The 21,409-nt window shown below is 61.7% G+C and carries 16 protein-coding genes and 2 pseudogenes; 4 read left to right on the top strand and 14 right to left on the bottom strand.

Annotation, left to right across the window (positions count from 1 at the left end; all coding sequences use genetic code 11):
• Positions 1–75: 75 nt before the first annotated feature.
• From ACFYE1_RS04160 to ACFYE1_RS04100, 13 genes and pseudogenes are all read right to left on the bottom strand, one after another.
• A pseudogene (locus ACFYE1_RS04160) lies at positions 76–1,124 on the bottom strand (IS3 family transposase); the annotation flags it as partial.
• 246 nt (positions 1,125–1,370) lie between these two features.
• Positions 1,371–2,420, bottom strand: a pseudogene (locus tag ACFYE1_RS04155) (IS110 family transposase); the annotation flags it as partial.
• A gap of 301 nt (positions 2,421–2,721) precedes the next feature.
• Positions 2,722–4,188: an MOP flippase family protein gene (locus tag ACFYE1_RS04150; protein WP_387740231.1), complete on the bottom strand. Its 1,467-nt coding sequence runs from the start codon at positions 4,186–4,188 to the stop codon at positions 2,722–2,724.
• 210 nt (positions 4,189–4,398) lie between these two features.
• Positions 4,399–5,652, bottom strand: a complete 1,254-nt coding sequence (locus tag ACFYE1_RS04145) for a nucleotide sugar dehydrogenase (protein ID WP_387740229.1) — start codon at positions 5,650–5,652, stop codon at positions 4,399–4,401.
• A 174-nt stretch (positions 5,653–5,826) separates the two neighbouring features.
• Positions 5,827–6,783 carry a glycosyltransferase gene (locus ACFYE1_RS04140; RefSeq protein WP_387740262.1) on the bottom strand — a complete coding sequence of 319 codons (957 nt, stop codon included), beginning with the start codon at positions 6,781–6,783 and terminating at the stop codon, positions 5,827–5,829.
• 251 nt (positions 6,784–7,034) lie between these two features.
• Positions 7,035–7,709 (bottom strand): glycosyltransferase family 4 protein, encoded by a 675-nt coding sequence (locus ACFYE1_RS04135; RefSeq protein ID WP_387740227.1) that lies wholly within the window; start codon positions 7,707–7,709, stop codon positions 7,035–7,037.
• Between the two features lie 405 nt (positions 7,710–8,114).
• Positions 8,115–9,209, bottom strand: coding sequence for a glycosyltransferase (locus tag ACFYE1_RS04130; protein ID WP_387740226.1), 1,095 nt, complete (start codon positions 9,207–9,209; stop codon positions 8,115–8,117).
• Between the two features lie 245 nt (positions 9,210–9,454).
• The gene (locus tag ACFYE1_RS04125) at positions 9,455–11,029 is read right to left on the bottom strand and encodes a sugar transferase (protein ID WP_387740224.1); all 1,575 of its coding nucleotides are present in this window, start codon (positions 11,027–11,029) and stop codon (positions 9,455–9,457) included.
• A 277-nt stretch (positions 11,030–11,306) separates the two neighbouring features.
• A complete protein-coding gene (locus tag ACFYE1_RS04120) occupies positions 11,307–11,768 on the bottom strand; it encodes a hypothetical protein (protein ID WP_387740222.1) in 462 nt (153 codons plus the stop codon).
• A gap of 296 nt (positions 11,769–12,064) precedes the next feature.
• Positions 12,065–12,481, bottom strand: coding sequence for a VOC family protein (locus tag ACFYE1_RS04115; protein WP_387740220.1), 417 nt, complete (start codon positions 12,479–12,481; stop codon positions 12,065–12,067).
• A gap of 662 nt (positions 12,482–13,143) precedes the next feature.
• Positions 13,144–14,001, bottom strand: a complete 858-nt coding sequence (locus ACFYE1_RS04110) for a hypothetical protein (protein ID WP_387740217.1) — start codon at positions 13,999–14,001, stop codon at positions 13,144–13,146.
• 1,092 nt (positions 14,002–15,093) lie between these two features.
• The gene (locus ACFYE1_RS04105; protein WP_387740215.1) at positions 15,094–15,513 is read right to left on the bottom strand and encodes a hypothetical protein; all 420 of its coding nucleotides are present in this window, start codon (positions 15,511–15,513) and stop codon (positions 15,094–15,096) included.
• A 332-nt stretch (positions 15,514–15,845) separates the two neighbouring features.
• Positions 15,846–17,306, bottom strand: a complete 1,461-nt coding sequence (locus ACFYE1_RS04100; protein WP_387740213.1) for a sugar transferase — start codon at positions 17,304–17,306, stop codon at positions 15,846–15,848.
• 377 nt (positions 17,307–17,683) lie between these two features.
• On the opposite strand from ACFYE1_RS04100, the gene ACFYE1_RS04095 reads away from it, so the two are divergent.
• The 4 genes from ACFYE1_RS04095 (at position 17,684) to ACFYE1_RS04080 (ending at position 20,739) form a co-directional block, all read left to right on the top strand.
• Positions 17,684–18,484 carry a WecB/TagA/CpsF family glycosyltransferase gene (locus ACFYE1_RS04095; RefSeq protein WP_387740212.1) on the top strand — a complete coding sequence of 267 codons (801 nt, stop codon included), beginning with the start codon at positions 17,684–17,686 and terminating at the stop codon, positions 18,482–18,484.
• Positions 18,485–18,736: 252 nt separating this feature from the next.
• Entirely contained in the window at positions 18,737–19,357 is a 621-nt protein-coding gene (locus tag ACFYE1_RS04090) for a 50S ribosomal protein L25/general stress protein Ctc (RefSeq protein ID WP_387740210.1), read from the top strand.
• 99 nt (positions 19,358–19,456) lie between these two features.
• Positions 19,457–20,035 (top strand): aminoacyl-tRNA hydrolase, encoded by a 579-nt coding sequence (gene pth, locus ACFYE1_RS04085; RefSeq protein WP_387740208.1) that lies wholly within the window; start codon positions 19,457–19,459, stop codon positions 20,033–20,035.
• Positions 20,032–20,739, top strand: a complete 708-nt coding sequence (locus ACFYE1_RS04080; RefSeq protein ID WP_387740206.1) for a hypothetical protein — start codon at positions 20,032–20,034, stop codon at positions 20,737–20,739. The genes pth and ACFYE1_RS04080 overlap by 4 nt, the downstream gene beginning before the upstream one ends.
• Positions 20,740–20,785: 46 nt before the next feature.
• Here ACFYE1_RS04080 and ACFYE1_RS04075 read toward each other — a convergent pair whose 3' ends face one another.
• Positions 20,786–21,283 (bottom strand): DUF2505 domain-containing protein, encoded by a 498-nt coding sequence (locus tag ACFYE1_RS04075; RefSeq protein ID WP_387740204.1) that lies wholly within the window; start codon positions 21,281–21,283, stop codon positions 20,786–20,788.
• Positions 21,284–21,409 lie beyond the last annotated feature (126 nt).

Here is a 21,409-nt window from a genome sequence, read left to right as displayed (position 1 = left end):
GTCGTCTCTTGTCATGGGAGTCTTCCTAGGATCGGAAGACCCGAGTGTCAACAACCTCTGTCAGTTCTAGACATCAGCGTTGCGCAATTGCTCTCGAGTGCTCCAGGACTGACGGTCGAGGACGTTCTCCTGCAGCGGGGCGAAGAATCTCTCCATCTCAGCGTTGTCCCCTGCCGCACCGACCCGGCCCATCGAGCCAACCAGTCCGTGGCGGTTCAGGGCGGGGACGAATTTCCGTGATCGAAATTGCGACCCGCGGTCCGAGTGGACGAAGCAGCCGGCCACGTCACCGCGCCGTGCGACCGCGTTGTGCAGCGCCGGAACGGCCAGCCGTGCTGTCGTTTGCGAGTCGATGGAGTACCCGACGATTCGCCCGGAGAAGACCTCCTTAATCGTGCACAGTTTCAGCTTGCCTTCGGCGGTCTTGTGCTCGGTGACGTCGGTCAGCCACAGCTGGTTCCGTCCGCCGGCAGTGAAGTTGCGGGCGACGAGGTCATCGTGCACGGGCGGGCCGGGCTTCTTCCCGTTCTTCGCGCGCCTCTTCCCGAAGGCGGACTACCACCGGTGGTCCCGGCAGATACGCCATGCGCTGCGCTCACACATCACCTCGCCGGCGTCCTTGGCTTCGTCGACGAGGAAGCGGTAGCCGAACTCCGGGTCGTCCTGGTGGGCGTCGAACAGGGCGTTCGCCCGGTAGGCCTCGGCCAATTCGGCGTCGGTGACAGGGTCGGTCAGCCAGCGGTAGTAGGGCTGGCGGGAGAGCTTCAGGACCCGGCACGTCACCGCGACGGGAATCCCGTAGGTGGCGAGCTCACTCACGAGCGGGTAGTACCTTTTCCCGGCAGGTTCGCCTGGGACAGATAGGCCGCCGCCCGGCGCAGAACCTCGTTCTCCTGCTCGAGCAGGCGGATCCGTTTCTTCAGTTCACGGTTCTCGGCCGACTCGGCTCTGGTGGTCCCAGGCTTCTGCCCGTCCTTCACGTCAGCCTGGCGCATCCACTTCGACAGGGTCATCTCGTGGAGACGCAAGTCCTTGGCGGTCTGTGCCAGTGTCACGCCGTCTTCGCGGGCCCGGGCCACGCGCACGACGTCGTCACGGAACTCTTGGGGATAGGGAGCGGGCACAGCAACATCCTTCCGGGCCGCCCTGCGGGCAAGCCAGATCAGGTGATGCTCCTATGCGTGTCAAGCGGCGGTGAGCCAGACACGGTAGGCGGTGGCCAGGTCCGCGTTGGGGCGTTTGCCGCGTTCAAGTTCGCTCAGCCGGGTGGGTTCTGCTCCAATGCTCATCGCGGCCTGGACCAGGGTGGCTCCTCGCTGGTGCCGGAGGTCTCGGAGATCCTCGGTCGCGGGCACGGGTTCGGGGTGGACGATGAGGTGGAATGCCTCACGGGCGATTGCACGTTTGAGGCACCGCAGGACGTCCTTCTTCGACTTCCCGTTGGCTCGCAGTCGCCCCGCGTAGTTCTTGGTGCGTTGCTCGTGGGACAGTCGTACCAAGGCGATCTGGTGCAGAGCCCAGTTCGCTTGCCGGTCCCCGCCGCGGTTGAGACGGTACCGGTTCGTTTTCCCCGACGACGCCGGGATCGGTGCGGCTCCGCACAGGGCGGCGAAGGAGGCTTCTGATCGCAGCCGTTCGGGGTTGGCCCCGGCAGTGACCAGGAGAGTCGCGGTGGTGATCACGCCGTAGCCTTTGGTCGCGATCATCGCCGGTGCGGCACGGCCAACGAGGACTCGCAGATCGTCCTCGAGCTCGGTGATCTCGACGGTGAGGTACTGGTGACGGCGTGCCAGTCGCCGCAGCCCGTGACCGGTGGCTGTGATCACCGAGCCGGTGGACGGTCCCGGTCGGGTGGCGGCCAAGGACTCGACCAAGCGGCGCTCGTTCAACCCCTTCCAGCGGGTCCTGACTTCCTCGGGTGCGGTGATCAGCATGGACTTGATCTGGCGGATCACTGCGACACGGGCCTTGATCGCGCTACGCCGCACGCCCAGCAGCACGCGGATCTGCTCGATTACCCCGTCACCGGTCTTGGCCATCGGCAGGGCCTCCGGGTCGGCCAGGGCCTGTGCAGCGGCGGCGTAGGCGTCGATCGGGTCGGATTTCCCGTGCCGGCGTTGGGCTCGTCGGGGACGAACGACCTCGCGGATCTCGACCCCGTGGGCCATGAGGTACCGGGTGAGGCCGGCGCCGTAGGAGCTGGTGCCCTCGATACCGCCGAGCCGGGTGCTGCCGAAGGACCGGATGAAGACCAGAAGCTGCGCATAGCCTGTGGTCGTCGCGGGGACCTGCAGGTCTCCCAACCGGGCGCCGATGGCACTCAGAACCGCGACATGATGGGTATTAGCGTGTGTGTCGACGCCAGCGACGACCTCGAGTTCAGGTGCGGAGTCGATGACTGCGGTGATGGATGTTGTCATGATGGGACCGTGCCTTCCTCACCAGTGGGCACGTCGGCCAGGGGCCGGGCAGACAAGACGTTGACGGGGCTGACCAAGCTCGTATGAAGTCATGCTCGCCTCTGGCCGACATGCATCGGGCCGTGTCTTCGCCACCGGCCCGCGGGCGGATCAGTTGCAAGACAAGCCCCACTGGCCGTCAGTCACCTACAGAGTCACACGCGCCGGCGACGAAGACGCTTCCATCATCAACGCCACCTATCGGTGCGGCAGTCCCGAAGTGCCAGCAATATAATAGGCACAGGGAAGCAACACGAGCACCTTAGCGACTAAGACCCAAAACAAAACGCCTGACGTACATCAACGTAGGATGCTTTGAAAAATAACATGTAAGCATGTAGGCAATGGCTCCGCAACCACTTTGACAAAACAAAACGCCCAATGTGGGAATAACGTCGTTCAATGCAAACCCAATGCCAAAAACCAGCAAAGCCATCCATCCAAATGGCAATAATGCCTTAAGTAGTTCTAGAACATAGACCACAACTCGGATGTTCAAAGCCAAATATGAACAAAACATTCCGGCCACGAAACCCAGCAAGTTTGAAACAAAAACGCCCCACGCCGCGCCGATGGAGCCCCAATTGATAACTAAATATACAACAATTGGAACGGTTAGTGCGCTGCGAATCAAATTTGTGTATAGCGCAAGCCGTACAAACCCGGTCGCAGACAGCATCGCACCCATCGGGTTTCGGTAAGCTCTCAAAACACCGGACAAGCAAAGCACGGATAAAACAGCGGAAAAATTTCGAAAGCTTTCGCCATAAACCACAACCATAAAATTTTCGGCCGCTATGGCTAATGCGATCAAGCCGGGACCCAGCGCCAACACACACAAAGAACTCACCCGCAAGTAGTTCAACGCAATGCGAGGGCGGTCGGTCTGAATAGATGACATAACAGGGAACATGACGCGGGTAATAATAGGGTTCAACTTAGCTGGCGTTTGAACCGCTGAGTTGTAGGCCAGAGTGTAACCGCCAAGAGCAGTGGGCCCTACGAATCTTCCGAGAATCAGAGAACTAATATAGTTATTAACGAAGGTTACAATACCGTCAGCCGCCTGAAAGGCACCGAATCTCAAGAATCGCCGCAACAGATGTACTCGCCAGTACAGACGAGGGATGAAAGTTGAACGGGCACCAAATACCCAAATCACAGTTCGTATGGTCGAAGCGGCAACGAGAGCCCAGGCGTAGGAGTACGCTTCCCAACCAGCCACTGACAAATAAATCGCGATGGTAAGAAGAGTCACGGAATAGCAAATTTCCGCTTGGCCAACACGCTTAAACCGTAGCCGTCTCTCTAAAAGGGCCTTTGGAACCTGGCCGAAACCATTAATGGCGATGGCCAGGGCAGCCAACGACAAAATTTGTACCAGTGCCTCATCGCCGTAAACATCGGCGATGATTGGTGATATCGCTACAAGTAATCCCGCCAAGAATGTATTGGACGCCACGACAGTCCAATAAACACTTGAAGTCTCCCTCGAAGTGAGACTTCGGCTATGAATCAGTGAGGCAGGTAGGCCAAGACCAATAAATACGTCGAGGAATGCATTAGCAATACCGACAATAGCCACCAATCCCAACTGGTACGGCTCGAGAAGCCGAGCAAAAAGCGCGAAGAGAATAAACTGACTAGCCAACGCAACTAGGGTGGATAACAAAGTAATGCGCGAGGCTCGAAAAGCTTTACTGCGAAGGGACACCTGAAGAACTTTCACGTAGGTTGTCGCTATTTACAAGTGGAGGCTAGGTGAGTGAATATCGGCGGCTCAGTCAGTCGCGAACAGTTCAATCGGATAATCCGACTCCGTGGAGTGTCGCTCGACGATATAGCAACGGAGCCACTACGAACAAGACACCGGTATGGGGCGGAGCCTGTGAGGGAATCCGAAGACGAATAACTTCACAGGCCCATGAGCACCAAAGAACTAAAGAGTGGCAGCCCGCACGCCAGCAACTCCACGGGTATCAAAAAAGAGCTTCGAGTCCTCTAAAAGTCCGTCAAAGTCAAAATCCTCGTGGGCCTGAAGAAGCAATACAAGATCCGCTGACTTTACGGCCGACCGAAGAGAAGAGACACGCATTAGTGGCCCACTGGGAATGTTCCAGGTTTCTACGTAAGGATCATAGAAACAGACGTCGGCTCCAGCCTTTACAAGCTGCTCTGCAACGGGCACAGCCGGACTTTCTCTCTGATCAGCAATATTGGGTTTATATGTAACACCAAGAAGAAGAACCGAAGATCCATTAAGGGATTTGCGTTTCCCATTAAGTAATTCAACAGTCCTCTGAACAACGTATGCGGGCATGTTGTTGTTAATTTCCTGCGCCAGTTCGACAAATCGAAACGGGTAGCCCAAAGTTTTTTTGACGTGATGACTCAAGTAATTCGGATCAATGGGAATGCAATGCCCCCCCACACCTGGACCGGGGCTGAACTTCTGAAAACCGAAAGGCTTGGTAGCTGCGCCACGAATTACTTCCCAAATGTCAATATCCATCTCATGGCTAAAACGAGCCATTTCGTTGACGAGGGCTATGTTGACGTGCCTGTACGTGTTCTCAAGCAACTTCGCCATTTCTGCCTCCTTGGCTCCCTTAAGAGGCACAACCGTTTCTACAAACTCCGAATAAAAGCGAACTGCACTTTGAGTGCCCTCACTAGTAACCCCCCCGACAAGCTTCGGAGTATTTCGAATGCCGTACTCGGGGAATCCCGGATTAACTCGTTCAGGAGAGAACGCCACATGAAAATCGAGACCATGAATTAGTCCAGATTCCTCGAGCAACGGCACGAGTACTTCCTCGGTTGTTCCAGGATAAGTCGTAGACTCCAATATAACTGTAGTGCCAGATTGAAGATGTTCGGCGATCGATTTTGCCGATGAAATGACCGGACCAAGATCGGGGCCGCCGTCAGAGCCAAGAGGGGTGGGCACACAGATTGTGACGAAATCCGCTTCCCTGACCACCGAATAATCGCTTGTTGCTTTATATCCTTGGGTCAACATTCTAGATACATCGTCGTTTGCCAAGTCATCAATATGAGAATATCCACCATTCAGTTGTTGAACAGTAGACTCGTTCAAATCAAGCCCGTAAACAGCAATGCCGCGGCTGGAGGCAGCCTCCGCAAGGGGCAAACCAACATATCCTTGTCCGACAACGACGAGAGTAGTCAAAACAGTCCGTTCTGTAGTGGAGTTACTTATGCCGAAAACACACTTCGTACGCGAGCATATAGGCCGCAAATCATAGTTATCAGGTCTTGCTCTAGGTCTTGTCAAAGGTCGATTGACGTATACAAGGCGAAGGGGCGACGCGCTCCGTAATCGAAAACCTATTGATCGAGTGCCCTAACGACTGTCTCGGCCGCTATTGGAATTGTACTGCCTGCCTACTACCGATATGAATACATTTGCGTGCCTGTCGCTTATTTCTTGGTCGCTGGGCACGTTGCTGCGTCTGAGAGCATTCGTCGTCAACTCACGGCGGACGTCTGGATCACGTATCACTCGCAGGGCGTTTTCGAGGGAACATATGTCACCCGTGCGAAACAGCAGGCCAGTCTGTCCGTCTTCGATCCATTCCCGGGGACCGCCATCATTTGCAGCAATTGTTGGCCGGCCACAGTACAAATATTGCAGTACGTTCTGACCTAAGGGTTCCGGGCGTATGGATGCTTGTACGCAGACGTCAAGACTGTGCAGAAGCGCACCCACGTCTTCAACGTGTCCCAAGAACTGCACTTGGTCTGCTACCCCAAGTCTACCCGCGAGCAAATGAAGGTCATCCCAATAATCCTCGTGTCCGAAGGCGGGGGAACCTGCTAGCACGAGTTTCACGTTCTGGTCTTTATACACATTTGCGAAGGCGCGAATGAGCATGTCCTGACCTTTCCAGGGATCTATGCGCGCAACCATTCCGATTCGTGAAACACTCTTGGCTGTTTGCACGGGAAAAGTGGGTCGCGTCATACCAGTTGGACTCGGAATAACTTCAACCAACGTACGCGACCTTATAAAGGGCTTTGCAGTAGCCAGTGTCGACTCTGAATTGCTTATGACGGCATTTGCCTTCGGAAGCACAACCCGTGAGTATATCCACGCGCCGACTTTACCGAGGCTCTCGGGTGTCACCATGTCTCGAAGATGTACGACGAATGGCCGTCCACTACCCAGGCACGCAATAGAGCCATATAGACCCGCTCTTGTCGTGTTCGCGTGAATGACATGAGATTTTCGGAATTCAGGGGACAGACGGAGCGCTGCTGCTTGCCTTAGGGCACGCCAAGTGTGAAGAACAGTCTGCATGGCATGACCGGATGTTGCACCATGTCTTTGATACGGTCCTATACTCTTTACGGCGTACTTGCCATTTGCTCCATCGAAACGGCTTTCTGATTGTGTCCCGGCTGGCGCAACTGGCACAGCTACTATTGGATTCCAGAGTTCCGACTTTGCGCAAATACGGGCTAGCGCAATTTCAGCACCGCCGGCTTCAATGCTATGGTCGAGATGAAGCACAGTTGGTTGGTTTAATGAAGTCGGCGCAGCGTTGGACATCATCGATTGTTGGCCTCACTTGCATTCTGACTATTGCAAAGAAGAATTGTGAGTTGTTCGTTAATGGCTTCTACTGAAGATTTCATTGTCAGTTTTAGGGCATTCTGCTTTACATGATTCGAGACTTCATTTCTGAGTTGATCGTCAGTCAGGATGGCATTTAGAGTTGCACGCCATCTTGATGTATTATTTGCATCCAGAATAAATTGCTCTCTCAACTTAGCATCTGTATAGATGAGCGGAGCTGCCCCGAATGCTTTTGTTAATATGACTGGGATTCCCCTGGCGGCCGCCTCGACGGCGCTTCTTCCGAAAGCTTCACGATGTGAGGTACCCAAGAAAACGCCCGCTTCATTCCAGAGTTCTTGTGGATCACACCAGCCAGGGAAATTTACATTGGTCGGGGCCGCCTCGGAGAGTTTTTGGCGCATTTCGCCGTCGCCAAACATAAGTCCACGGTGCGTGCAACCCTTCATGACATCAAGGAAAAGATCCGGGTTCTTTTCCTGAGACATTCTTCCCGCCCAAACCACGGCTGTACCTTTGGGATGTCTCTGTCCTATATTTTCAAGGTTGGCAACACCTGCCGGAACTATTTTTGCCGATGGCCACTCAAATTCGTCGCGCATGACCTCCGTCGTTGTCCAAACTTCGTCCATGCGCTTGAGTGCCACGGATTCCATTGTTTTCCACGCTAACCGCTTGATGGGATTTGTTTCTCCCCTGCTCGGCCAGGGGGCTCCCCTCACATAGCTAATGCGCACTTGGCGCCGCCACCGTGGAAGGCTGGCAAAGAGTACGTCCGTTTGTGGAATCATCGAAATTATCGCGTCGGCTGATTTTATAAAATTATCGTTTTTCAGAATCCTTCTGATTTCACCGAGTCCCTGTATGCCACGAGTGGCTACACTGTAGGAAGTTTGGCCTGTCGTGGAGGTCCCAGGGTCATTACTGGAGCGCATTACGACAATCGATGACCAGTCAAGTCCGTAAGTTCTTGCAGTTTCAACTAGTTCGTTGGTTGACTGATACACCCCGCCAGTCATGATGAGAGGCGCTGCAACTATAACGACTCGCATTTAATTTTTGCTCCTGTGAGTATGCGTGGCGGAGAGCCCGCTGTCACTGTTATTAGGCGTTTTCCCCGTCCATTTAACCAGATTTTCCTTAAAAATCAAAGAATCGAATTGTTGTGCATGAATTTTTATGGCATTGGAATCAAGGCTGTCTGCTTTTTCAAGTGCTCGCTTAAGTTCGGCTGGATCGTCGGAGTGCAGATGGATACCCGTGTGCTCGTTCTTGACTGTTTCGATCACACCACCTTTATCACCGCAGATGACGGGCGTCCCAGCGGCCATTGCTTCTACTGGCATGATGCCGAAATCCTCCACCGCGGCGAACACATAAGCGACGCACTTCTGGTATAGCGCTATCAATAAGTCATCAGTTGGCTTCGTTACGAAGTAGACCGGGACTGAAGCTTGATCCGCAAGATGCCTTAATCGCCCTTCGTCGGGGCCGTTACCAGCGATCACTGCAGGGATGTTGCCGGCTTCGGCCACTTCGATTGCCATTTCGAGCTTCTTATAAGGTACGAATCTTGATGCCGAAAGCACGAAATTATCAGGGAGGTCGTTGAGAATGGTTTCATCCGTGGGGCCGAGAACGTCTTTCCAGGTGGAAACGTTTTGAATTTTCTCAACATCTACCGGTGGATATATTACGGTTGCTTCCTGGTTCCATGTTCTATGAATGCGTTCTTTAACGTAGTGGCTATTGGCTGCGAAATTGGAGCCTTCGGCCGCGCGCTTCTTGTCAATACTTTTTAGGATTTGTGAAGTAGCTCGAACCATGGGATGTGAACCACGTGGGTCGAGCGATGGCTCCCAAATATAACGCGCTGGTGTATGTACGTAGACGAACTTTTGGGCTTCAGGCTTGCTGTCTAAGAACTTAATATGGTGGGCAAACAAGTGCGAAGATACTAGGGTCCAGGTCGCTTCGTTCATCATTTGTCGTCGCCATGTGGCGAGCATAAAGGGAAGAGCCAGGGCCTTGTTATTTCGCAATTTTGTGCGTGCGAGCCAAGTTTCCGAAAGTCGGTTTTCGAGTATTTCGTCGGTAGAATCGCTCCAAAGAGCAAGGACCGCGGCATCTGGATATGTTTCCATCATGCACCTTAGGACCTTGGCGGCTCCACCCGTGGGCTCAATCCACTCGTCGACAATTATGCCAGTCAAATTTTGATTCCTTACATGTACTTAGGTGGCGAAGCCCTGTTCTGCGGTAGTCGCTGCTATCGCTATTGGCCGCACACTTAGATTTTGGAAGTTTGTTTTATGGTTGCACTCAAACCTAAATTGTGTTGTAAGTGTATTTTGGTAACCTTTGTGGATAACCTCAGGATCATCCTAATCGCTCAGTAGGCGCCTTCCTTTGCGACTACGGCCTTAAGCGTGCGTCCCAGAATGAGAACGTCCTGCACCGGCGACCAGTTCTCCACGTAGTAGAGGTCTAAACGGACCGACTGCTCCCAATCTAGATTCGACCTTCCGGACACCTGCCAGAGGCCGGTGATTCCGGGCCTCACCCGCAGCCGGCGGTGGACATACTCCTCGTACTGCTCCACCTCGGAGGGGAGCGGAGGACGGGGGCCCACCAGGGACATGTCGCCCTTGATGACGTTTAAGAACTGGGGGAGCTCATCGAGGCTGTAGCGGCGCATCCACTTCCCGGGGCTGGTGATGCGGGGATCGTCCTTCATCTTGAACAGCAAGCCGGCGCCCTCGTTCTGCTCCTTGAGGCGCTGCAGGACCTGCTCGGCGTCGGTGCGCATGCTGCGGAACTTCAGCATCCGGAAGCGGCTGCCGTCTCGGCCGATGCGCTCCTGGGCAAAGAAGGCGGGGCCCTGGTCGTGCGCCCTGACGATGAGAGCCAGGGTGAGCAGGACGGGGGAGAGAAGCAGGAGTGCCGTGGCCGAGCCGAGAATGTCCATGAGGCGCTTGGTGAGCGCCCGGCTGCGGCTCAGGCGTGGTGTGGCCACGTGGATGAGGGGGAGCCCGGCCACCTGCTGCATGTGGATGCGGGGCCCGGCGATGTCGGTGAGGCCGGTGTCCATGACGAGCCGGATGTGGGCGTCGGCGAGTTCCCAGCTGAGGTGGCGGATCTCTGTGGTGCTCAGCGGCACGTTCGAGGACAGCACCACCGTCTCGACGCCGTGTCGCCGGCAGGCGTCCATGACCCCCTGCACTGAGGGGCGCTCACCGGGGGCTAGGGCGTTGAGGGGCAGCTTGACGCGCTGCAGCTCGGCCGGCATGGGGTGCCGGGTCTCGGGGACGTAGACGGCGGCGGCCTCGAGCCCGGAGGTCGGGTGCTGGCGCAGGGACTTGATGAGGTCGGTGACACCGCCCAGGCGCCCGACCACCATGGTCCGGGAGAGGGCCTCGCCCCGATACCTGGCCTTGACCAGCCGGTCCCGCACGGCGAATCGGCCGAGGATGAGCAGCCCGACGCCGAGGGGCAGGGCGATCAGGACGTAGCTGCGGGCGGTGGGGAGGTCGAAGCCGAAGGAGATGATGGCGATCGCGCTGAAGAGGATCAGGCTCGAGGTGACGACCTGGCGGGTCTCCTCCATTCCGTGGCCGATGAGCCGGACGTCCCGGGCGCCGCGCAGGCCCAGGTGCGTCCACCACACGATGGCGAGGACGATACCCACGATGGCGTAGGGCACGGACCGCGGCCCCAGTTCCAGGCCGGCGTGCTCGAGCTGGAAGCGGAGCAGGTGCGTGCCGAGAAGGGCGACAACCACGGCCAGGGCGTCGGCCCAGCGCAGCCGGTTAAGGTAGGCGGAGCGCCAGCCGGTCTGGGACGCAGGGGTGCGGTCGGCGTGGACCCGGTGACGCTGCTCGGCCTGCCCCTGGGTGTGCTGATCCGTGGCCGCGTGCGCGACGTGGTTGACCTTGAGCATGGTGGTGCTCCCTCCCCAAAAGAGCACGCGGGCACCTGGGGTTGTCTCTTCCCAGCCCTTGGGGGAGACGGTGGACCGCGTGCTGCATTGCACTTGTCGCCAGTTTAGTGGCGCAAATCGATGAAATAGGCTCTATGACGAAAGGTGTTTGCACCTGCACCCGCCTGTGCCGGGAACTCGCGGGGCGGCGTTGTGCCTAGTGGTGACGGGGATCACGTCGTCGGGCGGGGAAGTTCGCCGCGACGCGTAAGATGCCGTTTCGTGTCCCCCAACCGGGGGACCGGAGCACCAAGGGGCGAGCCGCTCAGGCGGCACGGGCCTCCGGCGCAATGTGGCCGGCGTTGCGGAGGTGCTCGGCCTTGAGTCGGCGCAGGTTCAGCGCCAGGCAGCTGGCGGCGTAGGCCGGGCGGATCACCACGGGCGTGCCCTCGTGGCCGTGGGCGGCGAGGATCTCGCCCAGGGCGACCTCGTGGCGCTCGAGAACCACGTCGCCGAAGTAGTACTCGTTGAAGAGGTAGGACAGTTCCAGGGCGTAGGCCCAGGTGGGGGTACCGACGTCCATGGACGCCTTCGGGCAGTCCCAGTCGCTCGGGGTGCCGGCCGTGCGCAGCTGGGTGCGCAGCACGCGGTCGAGGGCCTCGGGGGTGAAGGCCAGGGTGAGCTCGGCGACGTCCTCGACGATGTCGAGCTCCAGGAGAGCGAGGCCCGCGGGGGAGCAGGCCTCGAGGTAGTGCTGGATATCGGTGGCAAGGGGGGAGGTACGCATCGGAATCTCTCTCGTCCGTCGAGGGGTACGGATCTTCGGGTACTCCGAGCGTATCCGGGCAATGCCCCTAGTGGGAGCCGATTTCTGTCCCCACATGGTCCCCTTCGCACCGGACAAAAGTCTATTGCCAGGCGCTTGTTCCTATGCGGAGAGTGGTTAGGTGTCGACCATCGTCTAGTCCATGTTGCCGGGATGTGGTAAGGACCACACGAGCGATGCCGTTCGCCTCGCAGGCGTACGTGCGTTGACACATTCGCCGAGACTCTTTCGGGCGATGCAGGGGAGTGCTGTGGGGCCTACGCGACGAAGACGCAGAACGGATGGCCGGCCGGATCGGCGAACACGTACAGCGGTTCGTCCAGGTCCTCCGTGCGATCGAGCAGCTGTTCGGCGCCCAGCTCGAGCGCCCGTTTCCGCTGGACTTCGAGCGCTTCCCGGTCCGGGACGGTCAGGTCCAGGTGCAGCTGTTGCGCGACGCCGGAGGCATCGGGCCATGTCACCCGGGGAAGTGCGGGAACGGCCTGGAACGCCAGCTGCCGTACTCCCCTCGCGTCCGTGAGGACCAGCCACTCGGAATCGTCGGCGGAACCGTCCGCCGGGGGATCGTCCCCGGGCTGGTACTGCAGGCCCAGCAGCGTCCGGTAGAACTCCGCCAGACCCCGGACGTCCGTCGCGTCCAGCACGGTGGTTTGCAACTGCGGATAATCGGCCATCCGTCCACTCCCTTCACTCGTTTCCACGTCCCACGGTAGGTCAATGTCTGACCGTGACGGCACCGTCCGTAGCGTGGAGTGGGTGTCTCCGCCCGCGCAGCACCGGCCCCGTCGCAAGCCTCGCCAGCTGTTCGCCGAGCGCGGCTACGACCACGACACGTGCCGGCGGCTGCTGCCTGCCCGTGGGATCACTGCGTGGATTGCCCGCTACGGAATCGCGCATCGTTCCGCACTCGGTCAACACCATGGGTTGGTGGTGGGCGGCTTCACCGGGCCGCACTCCTACCAGCGACTCCGGACGCGATGGTAGCGTCGGGCCGACCACCCACTCGGGCTCCTGCCGGTGGCTTGCGTGCTGACCCACCACCGATGACTTGTCGACCTGGGCAGTCATCGCGTCTCCTGCTGAGCAGCCGGTCCGAGTCCTGGACACCCGACCGCGGCCGGCCAGTCGATGACGCAGGAGCACCCCACCCGCTCAACGGGTGGGGTGCTCCTACGTCATGAGGGGTGGCGCCTTGGCTGCCCCATGTCCGTGCTCCTGCCCCGGAAGGGCCCGCGCGACGAGACGGCTCTCCTAGACCAATGACGGCGTAGGGGACAGTATGAACTGCTCACATCGGATCATGCGAGTCTCGTCCGTCAGTTCAGCACCGAAGAGCTCAGCCCTTGCCGTGGTAGGCGTGGCTGTGCTCGCTGTCCTTGTCGTGCTTGTCCTCCTCGCCGTCGTTGTCGTCATCGTTGTCGTGCTTGTCCTTGTAGCCGTCGTTGTCGTCGTCGTCGTCGTCGCGATCTTCCTTGCCGTCCCGGTCATGGTCCTTCCAAGCGTGCGCGTAGTCCTCGTCCTCGTCCTCCTCGCCGTCCTCGTCCTTGTCGTGGTACCAGCCCTTGCCGTCGTGCTCCCAGTTGTACTCGTGGTGGTACTTCTCGTCGTCGTCCTTTTCGTGGTTCTCGTTCTCGTCGTGGTACCAGCCCTTGCCGTCGTGCTTCCAGACGTGCTCGTGGTGGTACTTCTCGTCGTCGTCCTTCTCGCCGTTCTCGTTCTCGTCGTGGTACCAGCCGCTGTGCTTGGACTCGTCGTCGTTCTTCTCGTCCTCGTCCTTCTCGTCCTCGTCCTCGTCCTTCTCGTCCTCGTCCTTGTCGTCCTCGTCCTTCTCGTCCTCGTCCTTGTCGTCTTCGTTCTTCTCGTCCTCGTCGTCGTGGTGCCAGCCGCTGCGCTTGTACTTGTCGTCGTCCTCGTCGTCCTTGTCGTCGTGGTGCCAGCCGCCGCGCTTGTACTTGTCGTCGTCCTCGTCGTGCTTGTCGTCGTGGTGCCAGCCGCCGCGCTTGTACTTGTCGTCGTCCTCGTCGTGCTTGTCGTCGTCGTTGTAATCCTTGTGGTGATCGCTGGATTTGTGTTCGTGATCACCCTTAGACTCATGGTCATGGTCCCCGCCCGCGAACGCGGGGGAGCCCAGTGAGCTTCCGAGAAGGGCGGCCGCGATGGCCGCACCGGCGAGGGTTTTGCGCAGATCGTTCATGGTGTCCCCTAAAAAGGGCATGACGAAGACATCGTCATGCACGCGAAAGAAAACATGTCAAGGCCTGTGAGATGGGCCTTCCCTGTGAACTGGGTAACACCACGGTAGAAGGGGATCTGAGGGGGGTTCAAGAGTGCGACTAGGACAAACGTCAATATGGCAATGAGTCGTTGGACCCTCTTTTCTCTGTGTGGAGGGATGGGCTGGTCAACGCGACAGCCGCCGCCCTGAGGCGCCCCCTCAAGAGTGGCCAGTGGGTCAGCCGTGTTCCTGCAGGTCATGGCGGGTTTAGGACTCTTTGGAGCAACCGCTGACCACCGCAGTCAACCCCCTGGTGGCGTGGCAGGCAGGCTCCACGGGCACCGCTGAGGACCCCGGCGGCCAGCAGCACCATGACGGTTCGCCACATTTTTGTGACATCGTCACAGGGCCCCACCTGCCTCTCCCACCATGCACTGTTCCAGTGGCTCCATTCCGCCGCGAGGTGGCGGAGGCTGGGGAAGCCGGCAGGTGCGGGACACGCCCCTGCCGCCCGGCTCACGGAGCTTGGAACAGGGCAGGTAGGCCGCCGATCCACGCAGCGTCCCGGGAGGAATCCCCCGATGAACGTGACCCTCAGCATGCCTATCGCCACAGCTGCCGCCGGAGCGCAGTAGCGGGTCCGTCTGTTCTCCCATCGACTGGCCTCCGGCCACGACCCGGGTCTTCAGGCAGTGCTGGAGGCCATATCCGAGGGCCGGCGCTTCCCTGAGCTCACCCACCGGTGGACGGACTACCGGGTACCGTTCGCGCTGGTCCCGGCGTGCTCGCTGGGCGCTAAGCACGAAGCGGACATGGACCACGGATGGATCACCGATTTCCACGGCGTGGACCTCGTTCCCGCGGTGGCCGACTACGAGATGGATCGAGCCGTACTGCTCGAGTCTCAAGATGTTGGTGTGCTTCGTGGAGCTCCGAACTGTGCGCCCGTGCCGATCTGACATGGCGTTGGAGACGAGGAGCCGCTGGAATCTCCCGTACGTCTGGGCGCTTGGGGCGCGGAAGTGCCCCGCCGGCGTATCGGCGGGGCATTTCCTTGGTGCGGCCGAACAATCAGTGCTTGTTGTCGGCGTACTCAATCTTGTACCACGTGTTGTGCTTCTTGTACTTGCAGACCTCGTACCAGTGCTTCACGTCGTGCTTTTCGACGTATTGGGCGTGCTTGTGAGCCCAGTCGTACTTGACGTGGCACTTGTCGGCGGCGTACTTCGCGGCCCAGTCGTGGTGGCTGTGCTTGTAGTGCTCTACGACGTGCCACTTCTTGTATTTGTGATCGTACTTCCAGTGACTGACTTGGACGTAACTGTCGTGCTTCTTGCCAGCCTTCTTGTCCGCGAATTGCAGACCGACCGCAACATTGCTGGATCTGGACACCGAAACGTCTGCCGATGCCGAAGCCGGTGCGACGAAAGCTCCGGTCATGAGCGCGCCGGCCATCATGGCGGCGGCGATCCTCCCGCGCCGATTTTTCATTCTTCCCCCCGATGAGTAGACACTTCTGAGACTACGCCCCTAGTCAGAGCCCAGTTCGAGGTTGCGGTAAAGATCGGGCACCAGGTGCGTCACGGAACGGAACTACCGCGACGTATGCGATTCGATCGGTTCTGACGCCCGTGGGAGCCGACCTCACGGTTCTTGCCGTCCGCCGAAACTTCCTGTTCTCGATGCCACGAAATGACGTGCCGTGGCGAAGTCGCGCTATTGATTCGAGGTTACGTCGGATTCTTGTTCTGTCCGCCGCTCAACAGTGCCAGTCGCCTTCATATCGCCTTTAATCAAACGCTTGACCTGAAAGGGGCCGCCTTTCAGTGCGCGCCTTCCTTGGCGACCACGGCTTTGACCGTGCGCAGCAGGATCACGAAGTCCTGTACCGGGGACCAGTTCTCCACGTAGTAGAGGTCCAGCCGCACGGCCTGCTCCCAGTCCAGGTCGTCCCGGCCCGATACCTGCCACAAACCGGTGATGCCGGGCTTGACCCGCAGCCGGCGGTGGACGTACTCCTCGTACTGGGCCACCTCGGAGGGCAGCGGCGGGCGGGGGCCCACCAGGGACATCTCGCCCTTGAGGACGTTGAGGAATTGGGGGAGCTCATCCAGGCTGTACTTGCGCATCCACCGGCCCGGGGTGGTGACCCTCGGGTCGTTCGCCATGAAGAAGAGCACCCCGCCCTTGGCGTCGTTGGCGGCCATCAGCTCGGCCTTGCGCTCCTCGGCGTCCGTGTACATCGAGCGGAACTTCAGCATCTTGAACCGGGAGCCGTCCAGGCCGGTCCGCTCCTGCGCGAAGAGCACGGGCCCGCCGTCGTGTGCCTTGACGATCATGGCGAGTAGGAGCATGACGGGGGAGAGGGCCATCAGCGCGGTGAGGGCGCCGATGATGTCGACCAGGCGCTTGAGCATCCGCCGGGACCGGCTCAGCCGCGGCGTGGAGACGTGGATCAGCGGCAGCCCGGCCATCTGCTGGGTGTGGATGCGCGGGCCGGCGATGTCGGTGAGCCCGGTGTCGAGGACCAGGCGGATGCGCTCGTCGGCCAGGTACCAGGACAGGTGCCGGACCTCCTCCGAGCTCAGCGGCGCGCTCGCGGCCATCACCAGGGTCTCGATGCGGTGGGCGCGGCACGCAGCTACGATCCCCTCCACGCTGGGCGCCTCCCCGGCCGGCAGCATGTTCTCGGGCACCAGCACCCGGGTCAGGTGGTGCGGCAGGAGCCGGGACGACGACGGCGCGTAGACCGCCACCGGGTCGAAGCCCGCGGCCGGGTTCTGCTGGAGTGACTTGAGCATCTCCACGACCCCCGGCACCCGCCCGACCACCAGGGTCCGGGACATCGCCTCGCCGGCCAGCCGGCGGCGGGTCAGCCCCCGCCGCACCAGCCCGCGTCCCGCGAGCAGCAGGAGCGTGCCCAGCGGCAGCGCGATGACCACGTAGCTGCGGGCCATCGGCACGTCCAGCACGTAGGACAGGATCGCCATCGCACCGAAGAGCACCAGCGTGGCGGCGACCACCTGCCGGTTCTCCTCCACGGCATAGCCGATCAGGCGCACGTCGCGCGCGCCCCGCAGTTCCAGCCAGCCCCACCAGGCCGCGCCGAGCACGGCGCCCACCAGCCAGTACGGCACGGTGAGCCGGCCGATCTCCAGCGCCTCCTGGTCGAAGCCGAAGCGCATCAGCTGCGTCAGCACGAGCGTGGCAGCCAGGGCCAGCGCGTCCACGCGGCGCAGACTTCGGATGTGCGTCTCCCGCCAGGCGGCAGGCCGCACGGACATGTTCTTCTTGAGCACGTTGGTCACTCCCCCCGAGTGTGCGGGGGCCGGAACACTCCTCCTACGCCCCCCGGCGTGGTTCCGGACCCCATCGATGACTTTACAAGTGCACATCCATGCAAACAGGTGCTTAACAGGGGACAGTCCCGAGGGGGTCGATGGCCCAATGGCTTTGCTAGCGTGAATGCAAGCGCATGTTCGCCGACCGCCAGGGCTGGTGGTCGCGAGACGTGCGATGCAGGGAGTGCCGGTCCGCCGGCGGGATCCGGGGGGATCCCGCCGCGCCACGGACGGTGCTTCCTGCGAAGGCGCCGGCCCGGTCACCAGGGTCTGGCGGGGGGAGCGAGGCGCCGCGAGGCGCAGCACAGGGGGAAGTTCGCATGTTGAAGCACCAGACCCGCGCCCAGAGCACGGGCCCGATCGAGATCCCGGTCAGCGGTGTCCGCGTGACGCCCATGGACGCCAAGGAGCTGCACCGCTGGATTGCGGCGACGTGGCTGGAGCGGCGCAAGGCCGCTGTCCTCGCCCACAATCTGCACAGTCTCTACACGTGGGAGGTCAACCCGACGTTCCGCGCCTTCTACGAGAAGGCCGACGTGGTGCTGACGGACGGCTTTCCGGTGCTCAAACTGGCCAAGTGGCGGTCCGGGCGCGCGCTCAGCGCCAAGCGGCACCGCCTCGGCACCCTGGACTGGCTGCCCGGCCTGATGCAGCGCACTCCGGTGCGGCGCGTCGCCGTCGTCGGTGCGACCCCCGCGGGCAACGCCCGCACGGTGGACCTGCTCCGGCGGGACGCGCCCGCCGGGCGGGTCGAGGGCTGGCCGGGGGAGGGCTGGAACGCCGTGCTCGAGGACCACATCGTCCGGTCCCTCCAGGAGTACCGGCCGGACTTCGTCATCGTGGGCCTGGGCATGCCGCTGCAGGAGGAGTTCCTGAGCCGGCGCTGGGAGGAGCTGCCCACGGCGATCTACGCGGCCGTCGGCGGCGGGATCGACGAATACGCGGGCATCCAGAAGCCGCCGCCGCGGTGGCTCGGACCTATCGGGCTCGAGTGGGCGTACCGGCTGGTGACCCAGCCGCGCCGGCTGGGTCGCCGCTACGTCGTCGAGCCGTGGATCCTGGCCTACCTCCTGGCGACCAAGGCCGTCCGGCGGGGCGCGGACAGCTCCGCGGGTGCCTGAGCCGGCTTTTGGCGGAACCCGGGCCGTCCGTCCGGGCCCGTGGGCCCCTGGCCGCCGTGCTAGCCTTGTCCGGTTGCCAAGGCGAGGGGACCCCTGCGGGTCCCGTGATCGACGACGGCTGGTTGAACGTTCCCGCCCCCACTGGTGCGGCGTCCTTCGGGGTGTGCCGCACAGCGTCTCTAACGCGGGGGAGGGTCTGCGGCCGGTATCGCCTGGCCATTCCGACGACAGACCCGACTTTGAGGAGTTCCCATGGCTGACACCATCCGCATCCCCGCCACCACGCGCAGCGACTTCGGCAAGGGCTACGCCCGCCGCATCCGCAACAACAGCCAGATCCCCGCGGTGGTCTACGGCCACGGCGCCGAGCCGCAGCACGTGGTCATCCCCGGCCACGAGACCATGCTCGCCGTGCGCCACTCCAACGCCGTGCTCGAGCTCGACGTCGAGGGCAGCACCCAGCTGGTCATGGTCAAGGACATCCAGCGCCACGCCACCCGCCCGGAGATCCTGCACGTCGACCTGCTCGCCGTGCGCCGCGGCGAGAAGGTCGAGGTCGAGATCCCCGTCCACGTCATCGGCGAGGTCGACCCGACTGCCGTGCACAACGTCGAAGAGAACACCCTTACGGTCGAGGCCGACGCGCTGAACGTGCCCGACGCCGTCACCATCAACCTCGACGGCCACGGCGTGGGCGACCACGTCTACGCCGCCGACGTGCGCCTGCCCGAGGGTGTTTCCATGGTCTCCGACCCGGAGCTGCTGGTCATCAACGTCTCCGAGCCCCAGGCCCAGGACCTCGGTGAGGAGCCCGCCGCCGCCGAGACCGTCGAGGCCCCCGAGGGCGACGTCGTCCCCGAGAACGAGGCCTGAGCCTTCTCGCTCCTGACGATCCTCCGTGGTGCGGGGCGGCTTGCGAGCCGTCCCGCACTTCGCATGACCGCACTCTTCTCAACTTCGATGGAGGCACCGATGTCCGACGCATGGCTGGTCGTGGGACTGGGTAACCCCGGCCCCGAGTACGCCCGGACCCGGCACAACGTGGGACAGATGGTCCTCGACGAGCTCGCCTCCCGGCTCGGCGGGGCGTTCAAGGTGCACAAGACCCGCGCCCAGGTCCTCGAGTCCCGGCTGCGCCCCGGCGGACCGCGCGTGGTGCTGGCCAAGCCCCTGACCTACATGAACGTCTCCGGCGGCCCCGTGGCCGGGCTCGCCAAGTTCTACGGCATCCCCGCCGAGCGGGTGATCGCCGTGCACGACGAGATCGACATCCCCTTCGCCGCCCTCAAATTGAAGATCGGCGGAGGAGAGGGCGGGCACAACGGCCTGCGGGACATGTCCAAGGCCCTGTCCACCAAGGACTACTACCGCGTGCGCGTGGGCGTGGGCCGCCCGCCCGGCCGGATGGACGCCGCCTCCTACGTGCTCAAGCCCTTCTCCTCCACCGAGGGAAAAGAACTGCCCTTCCTGCTCGACGACGCCGCCGACGCGGTCGAGCACCTCGTCGAGAACGGGCTGCTCGAGGCGCAGCAGAAGTTCCACGCCCGGTGATTCCCGCCCGAGTGCTGTGGAAGCGTGAGACCGCAGCGTCCCGGCCCGTGCGCATCGCCGGCGCGGTCATGGTGGTCAACGCTCTGCTGCTGACCGCGCACGTCCTCCACCGCAGCGGGTTCGTCCTGGACCCGGACGGAAGCTGGTTCCGCCTCTTCCGCACGGGCGCCCTGTGGAACGGCGGGATCGATGGCTCCCTGATGGAGCTCTTCGGGCTGCTCCAGCTCGGCGCCGCCGCCGTCCTTCTTCTTCGCCTGGGCCTGCGGAACTCGGCGCACCGCGTGCTCGCGGCGTGGGGCGGCGTCTTCCTGCTGCTGATCGCCGACGACCTTTGCCGGATTCACGAACGCGTGGGCGCCCGCCTCGCCCTGGACCGGCTGCTCCCCTCGCTGGGCGCGACCACCGCCCAGGAGCTCGGCGGACTGCTGTTCTGGGCGGTGTCCGGACTCGTGCTGGTGGGTGGGCTGATCCACCTGCACCGCCGGAGCGGAGCCCGCGCACGCACCGAGTCCTGGGCGCTGCTGGCCACCGTGGTGCCGTTCGTGCTCGTCGCCGTGGGCTACGTCCTGGTGGGCGCCGTCCGCCCCGATCTGTTCGGCGGTCCCTGGGGCGAGGTGGCGGCGATGGTAAGGATCACGGTGAAGCTGCTGACCATGACGCTCCTGCTCCTCCGGGCGGTGCAATGGAGCGCGGCGCCTCGGTAGGACGCGAACGTCTCCGGGACGGCCCCGTGCCACGGGCACAACGGGGTCAGCGGCTCGCGAGCCAGGCCTCGGCCTCCTGGGACTGCAGGGACAGGGCCTTGCCGATGAACGGCTCGGCGGCCTCGGCGACCATCTTGCCCACGAACGGGATGTTGGCCTTCACCACGCAGTGCACGTGCACGTCGGTGGCCTCGCCCTGCGGGGTGAGGGTCTGGGTCGCGGAGCCGGAGACCGGCAGGGCGCCCACGGAGATCTCGGTGCGCACCACCCGGATCCCGTCGGCGTCCGCGGTGTGGTAGGTGTCCACCTGGGTGAGCTGCACGGTGGAGCCCACGAACTTCCGGGCCATCTCGGGCAGCCGGTCCGCGGCCATGGTCCGTACCGTGGTCACGGCGAACTGGGCCTCGACGTCCCCGGCGACCTCCACCGAGTCCAGGGTGGCCCCGGCGCGGTGGGTCACGTGCCGGATGAACTCCTCGTCCGAGAAGGTCACCACGACCTGCTCGAGGGGCGCGGGGACGGTGGTGGAGGCGGTGACGGCCATGGATAGCTCCTCGAGAGTGGCGGATCGGCAGCGGCGGATGCGTGCTCCCATGGTAGGCGGGTGCCCGTCCTCGGGGCTGTGGCTCCCGGGCCGAGGAGTCCGGGCCGTGAGTTCCGGGCAGCGGAT

The sequence above is a fragment of the Kocuria nitroreducens genome, assembly GCF_042879195.1.
Lineage (GTDB): Bacteria > Actinomycetota > Actinomycetes > Actinomycetales > Micrococcaceae > Kocuria > Kocuria nitroreducens.
The sequence above is the reverse complement of the archived record's forward strand: the minus strand, read 5'-3'. Positions and strand labels throughout refer to the sequence as shown.

Excerpts from the sequence above, each read along its gene's own strand:
- ACFYE1_RS04140 (WP_387740262.1), bottom strand. The coding sequence starts at position 6,783 with ATGCAGACTGTTCTTCACACTTGGCGTGCCCTAAGGCAAGCAGCAGCG.
- ACFYE1_RS04130 (WP_387740226.1), bottom strand. The coding sequence starts at position 9,209 with ATGATGGAAACATATCCAGATGCCGCGGTCCTTGCTCTTTGGAGCGAT.
- ACFYE1_RS04120 (WP_387740222.1), bottom strand. The coding sequence starts at position 11,768 with ATGCGTACCTCCCCCCTTGCCACCGATATCCAGCACTACCTCGAGGCC.
- ACFYE1_RS04115 (WP_387740220.1), bottom strand. The coding sequence starts at position 12,481 with ATGGCCGATTATCCGCAGTTGCAAACCACCGTGCTGGACGCGACGGAC.
- ACFYE1_RS04110 (WP_387740217.1), bottom strand. The coding sequence starts at position 14,001 with ATGAACGATCTGCGCAAAACCCTCGCCGGTGCGGCCATCGCGGCCGCC.
- ACFYE1_RS04105 (WP_387740215.1), bottom strand. The coding sequence starts at position 15,513 with ATGAAAAATCGGCGCGGGAGGATCGCCGCCGCCATGATGGCCGGCGCG.
- ACFYE1_RS04100 (WP_387740213.1), bottom strand. The coding sequence starts at position 17,306 with ATGTCCGTGCGGCCTGCCGCCTGGCGGGAGACGCACATCCGAAGTCTG.
- ACFYE1_RS04095 (WP_387740212.1), top strand. The coding sequence starts at position 17,684 with ATGTTGAAGCACCAGACCCGCGCCCAGAGCACGGGCCCGATCGAGATC.
- ACFYE1_RS04090 (WP_387740210.1), top strand. The coding sequence starts at position 18,737 with ATGGCTGACACCATCCGCATCCCCGCCACCACGCGCAGCGACTTCGGC.
- pth (WP_387740208.1), top strand. The coding sequence starts at position 19,457 with ATGTCCGACGCATGGCTGGTCGTGGGACTGGGTAACCCCGGCCCCGAG.
- ACFYE1_RS04075 (WP_387740204.1), bottom strand. The coding sequence starts at position 21,283 with ATGGCCGTCACCGCCTCCACCACCGTCCCCGCGCCCCTCGAGCAGGTC.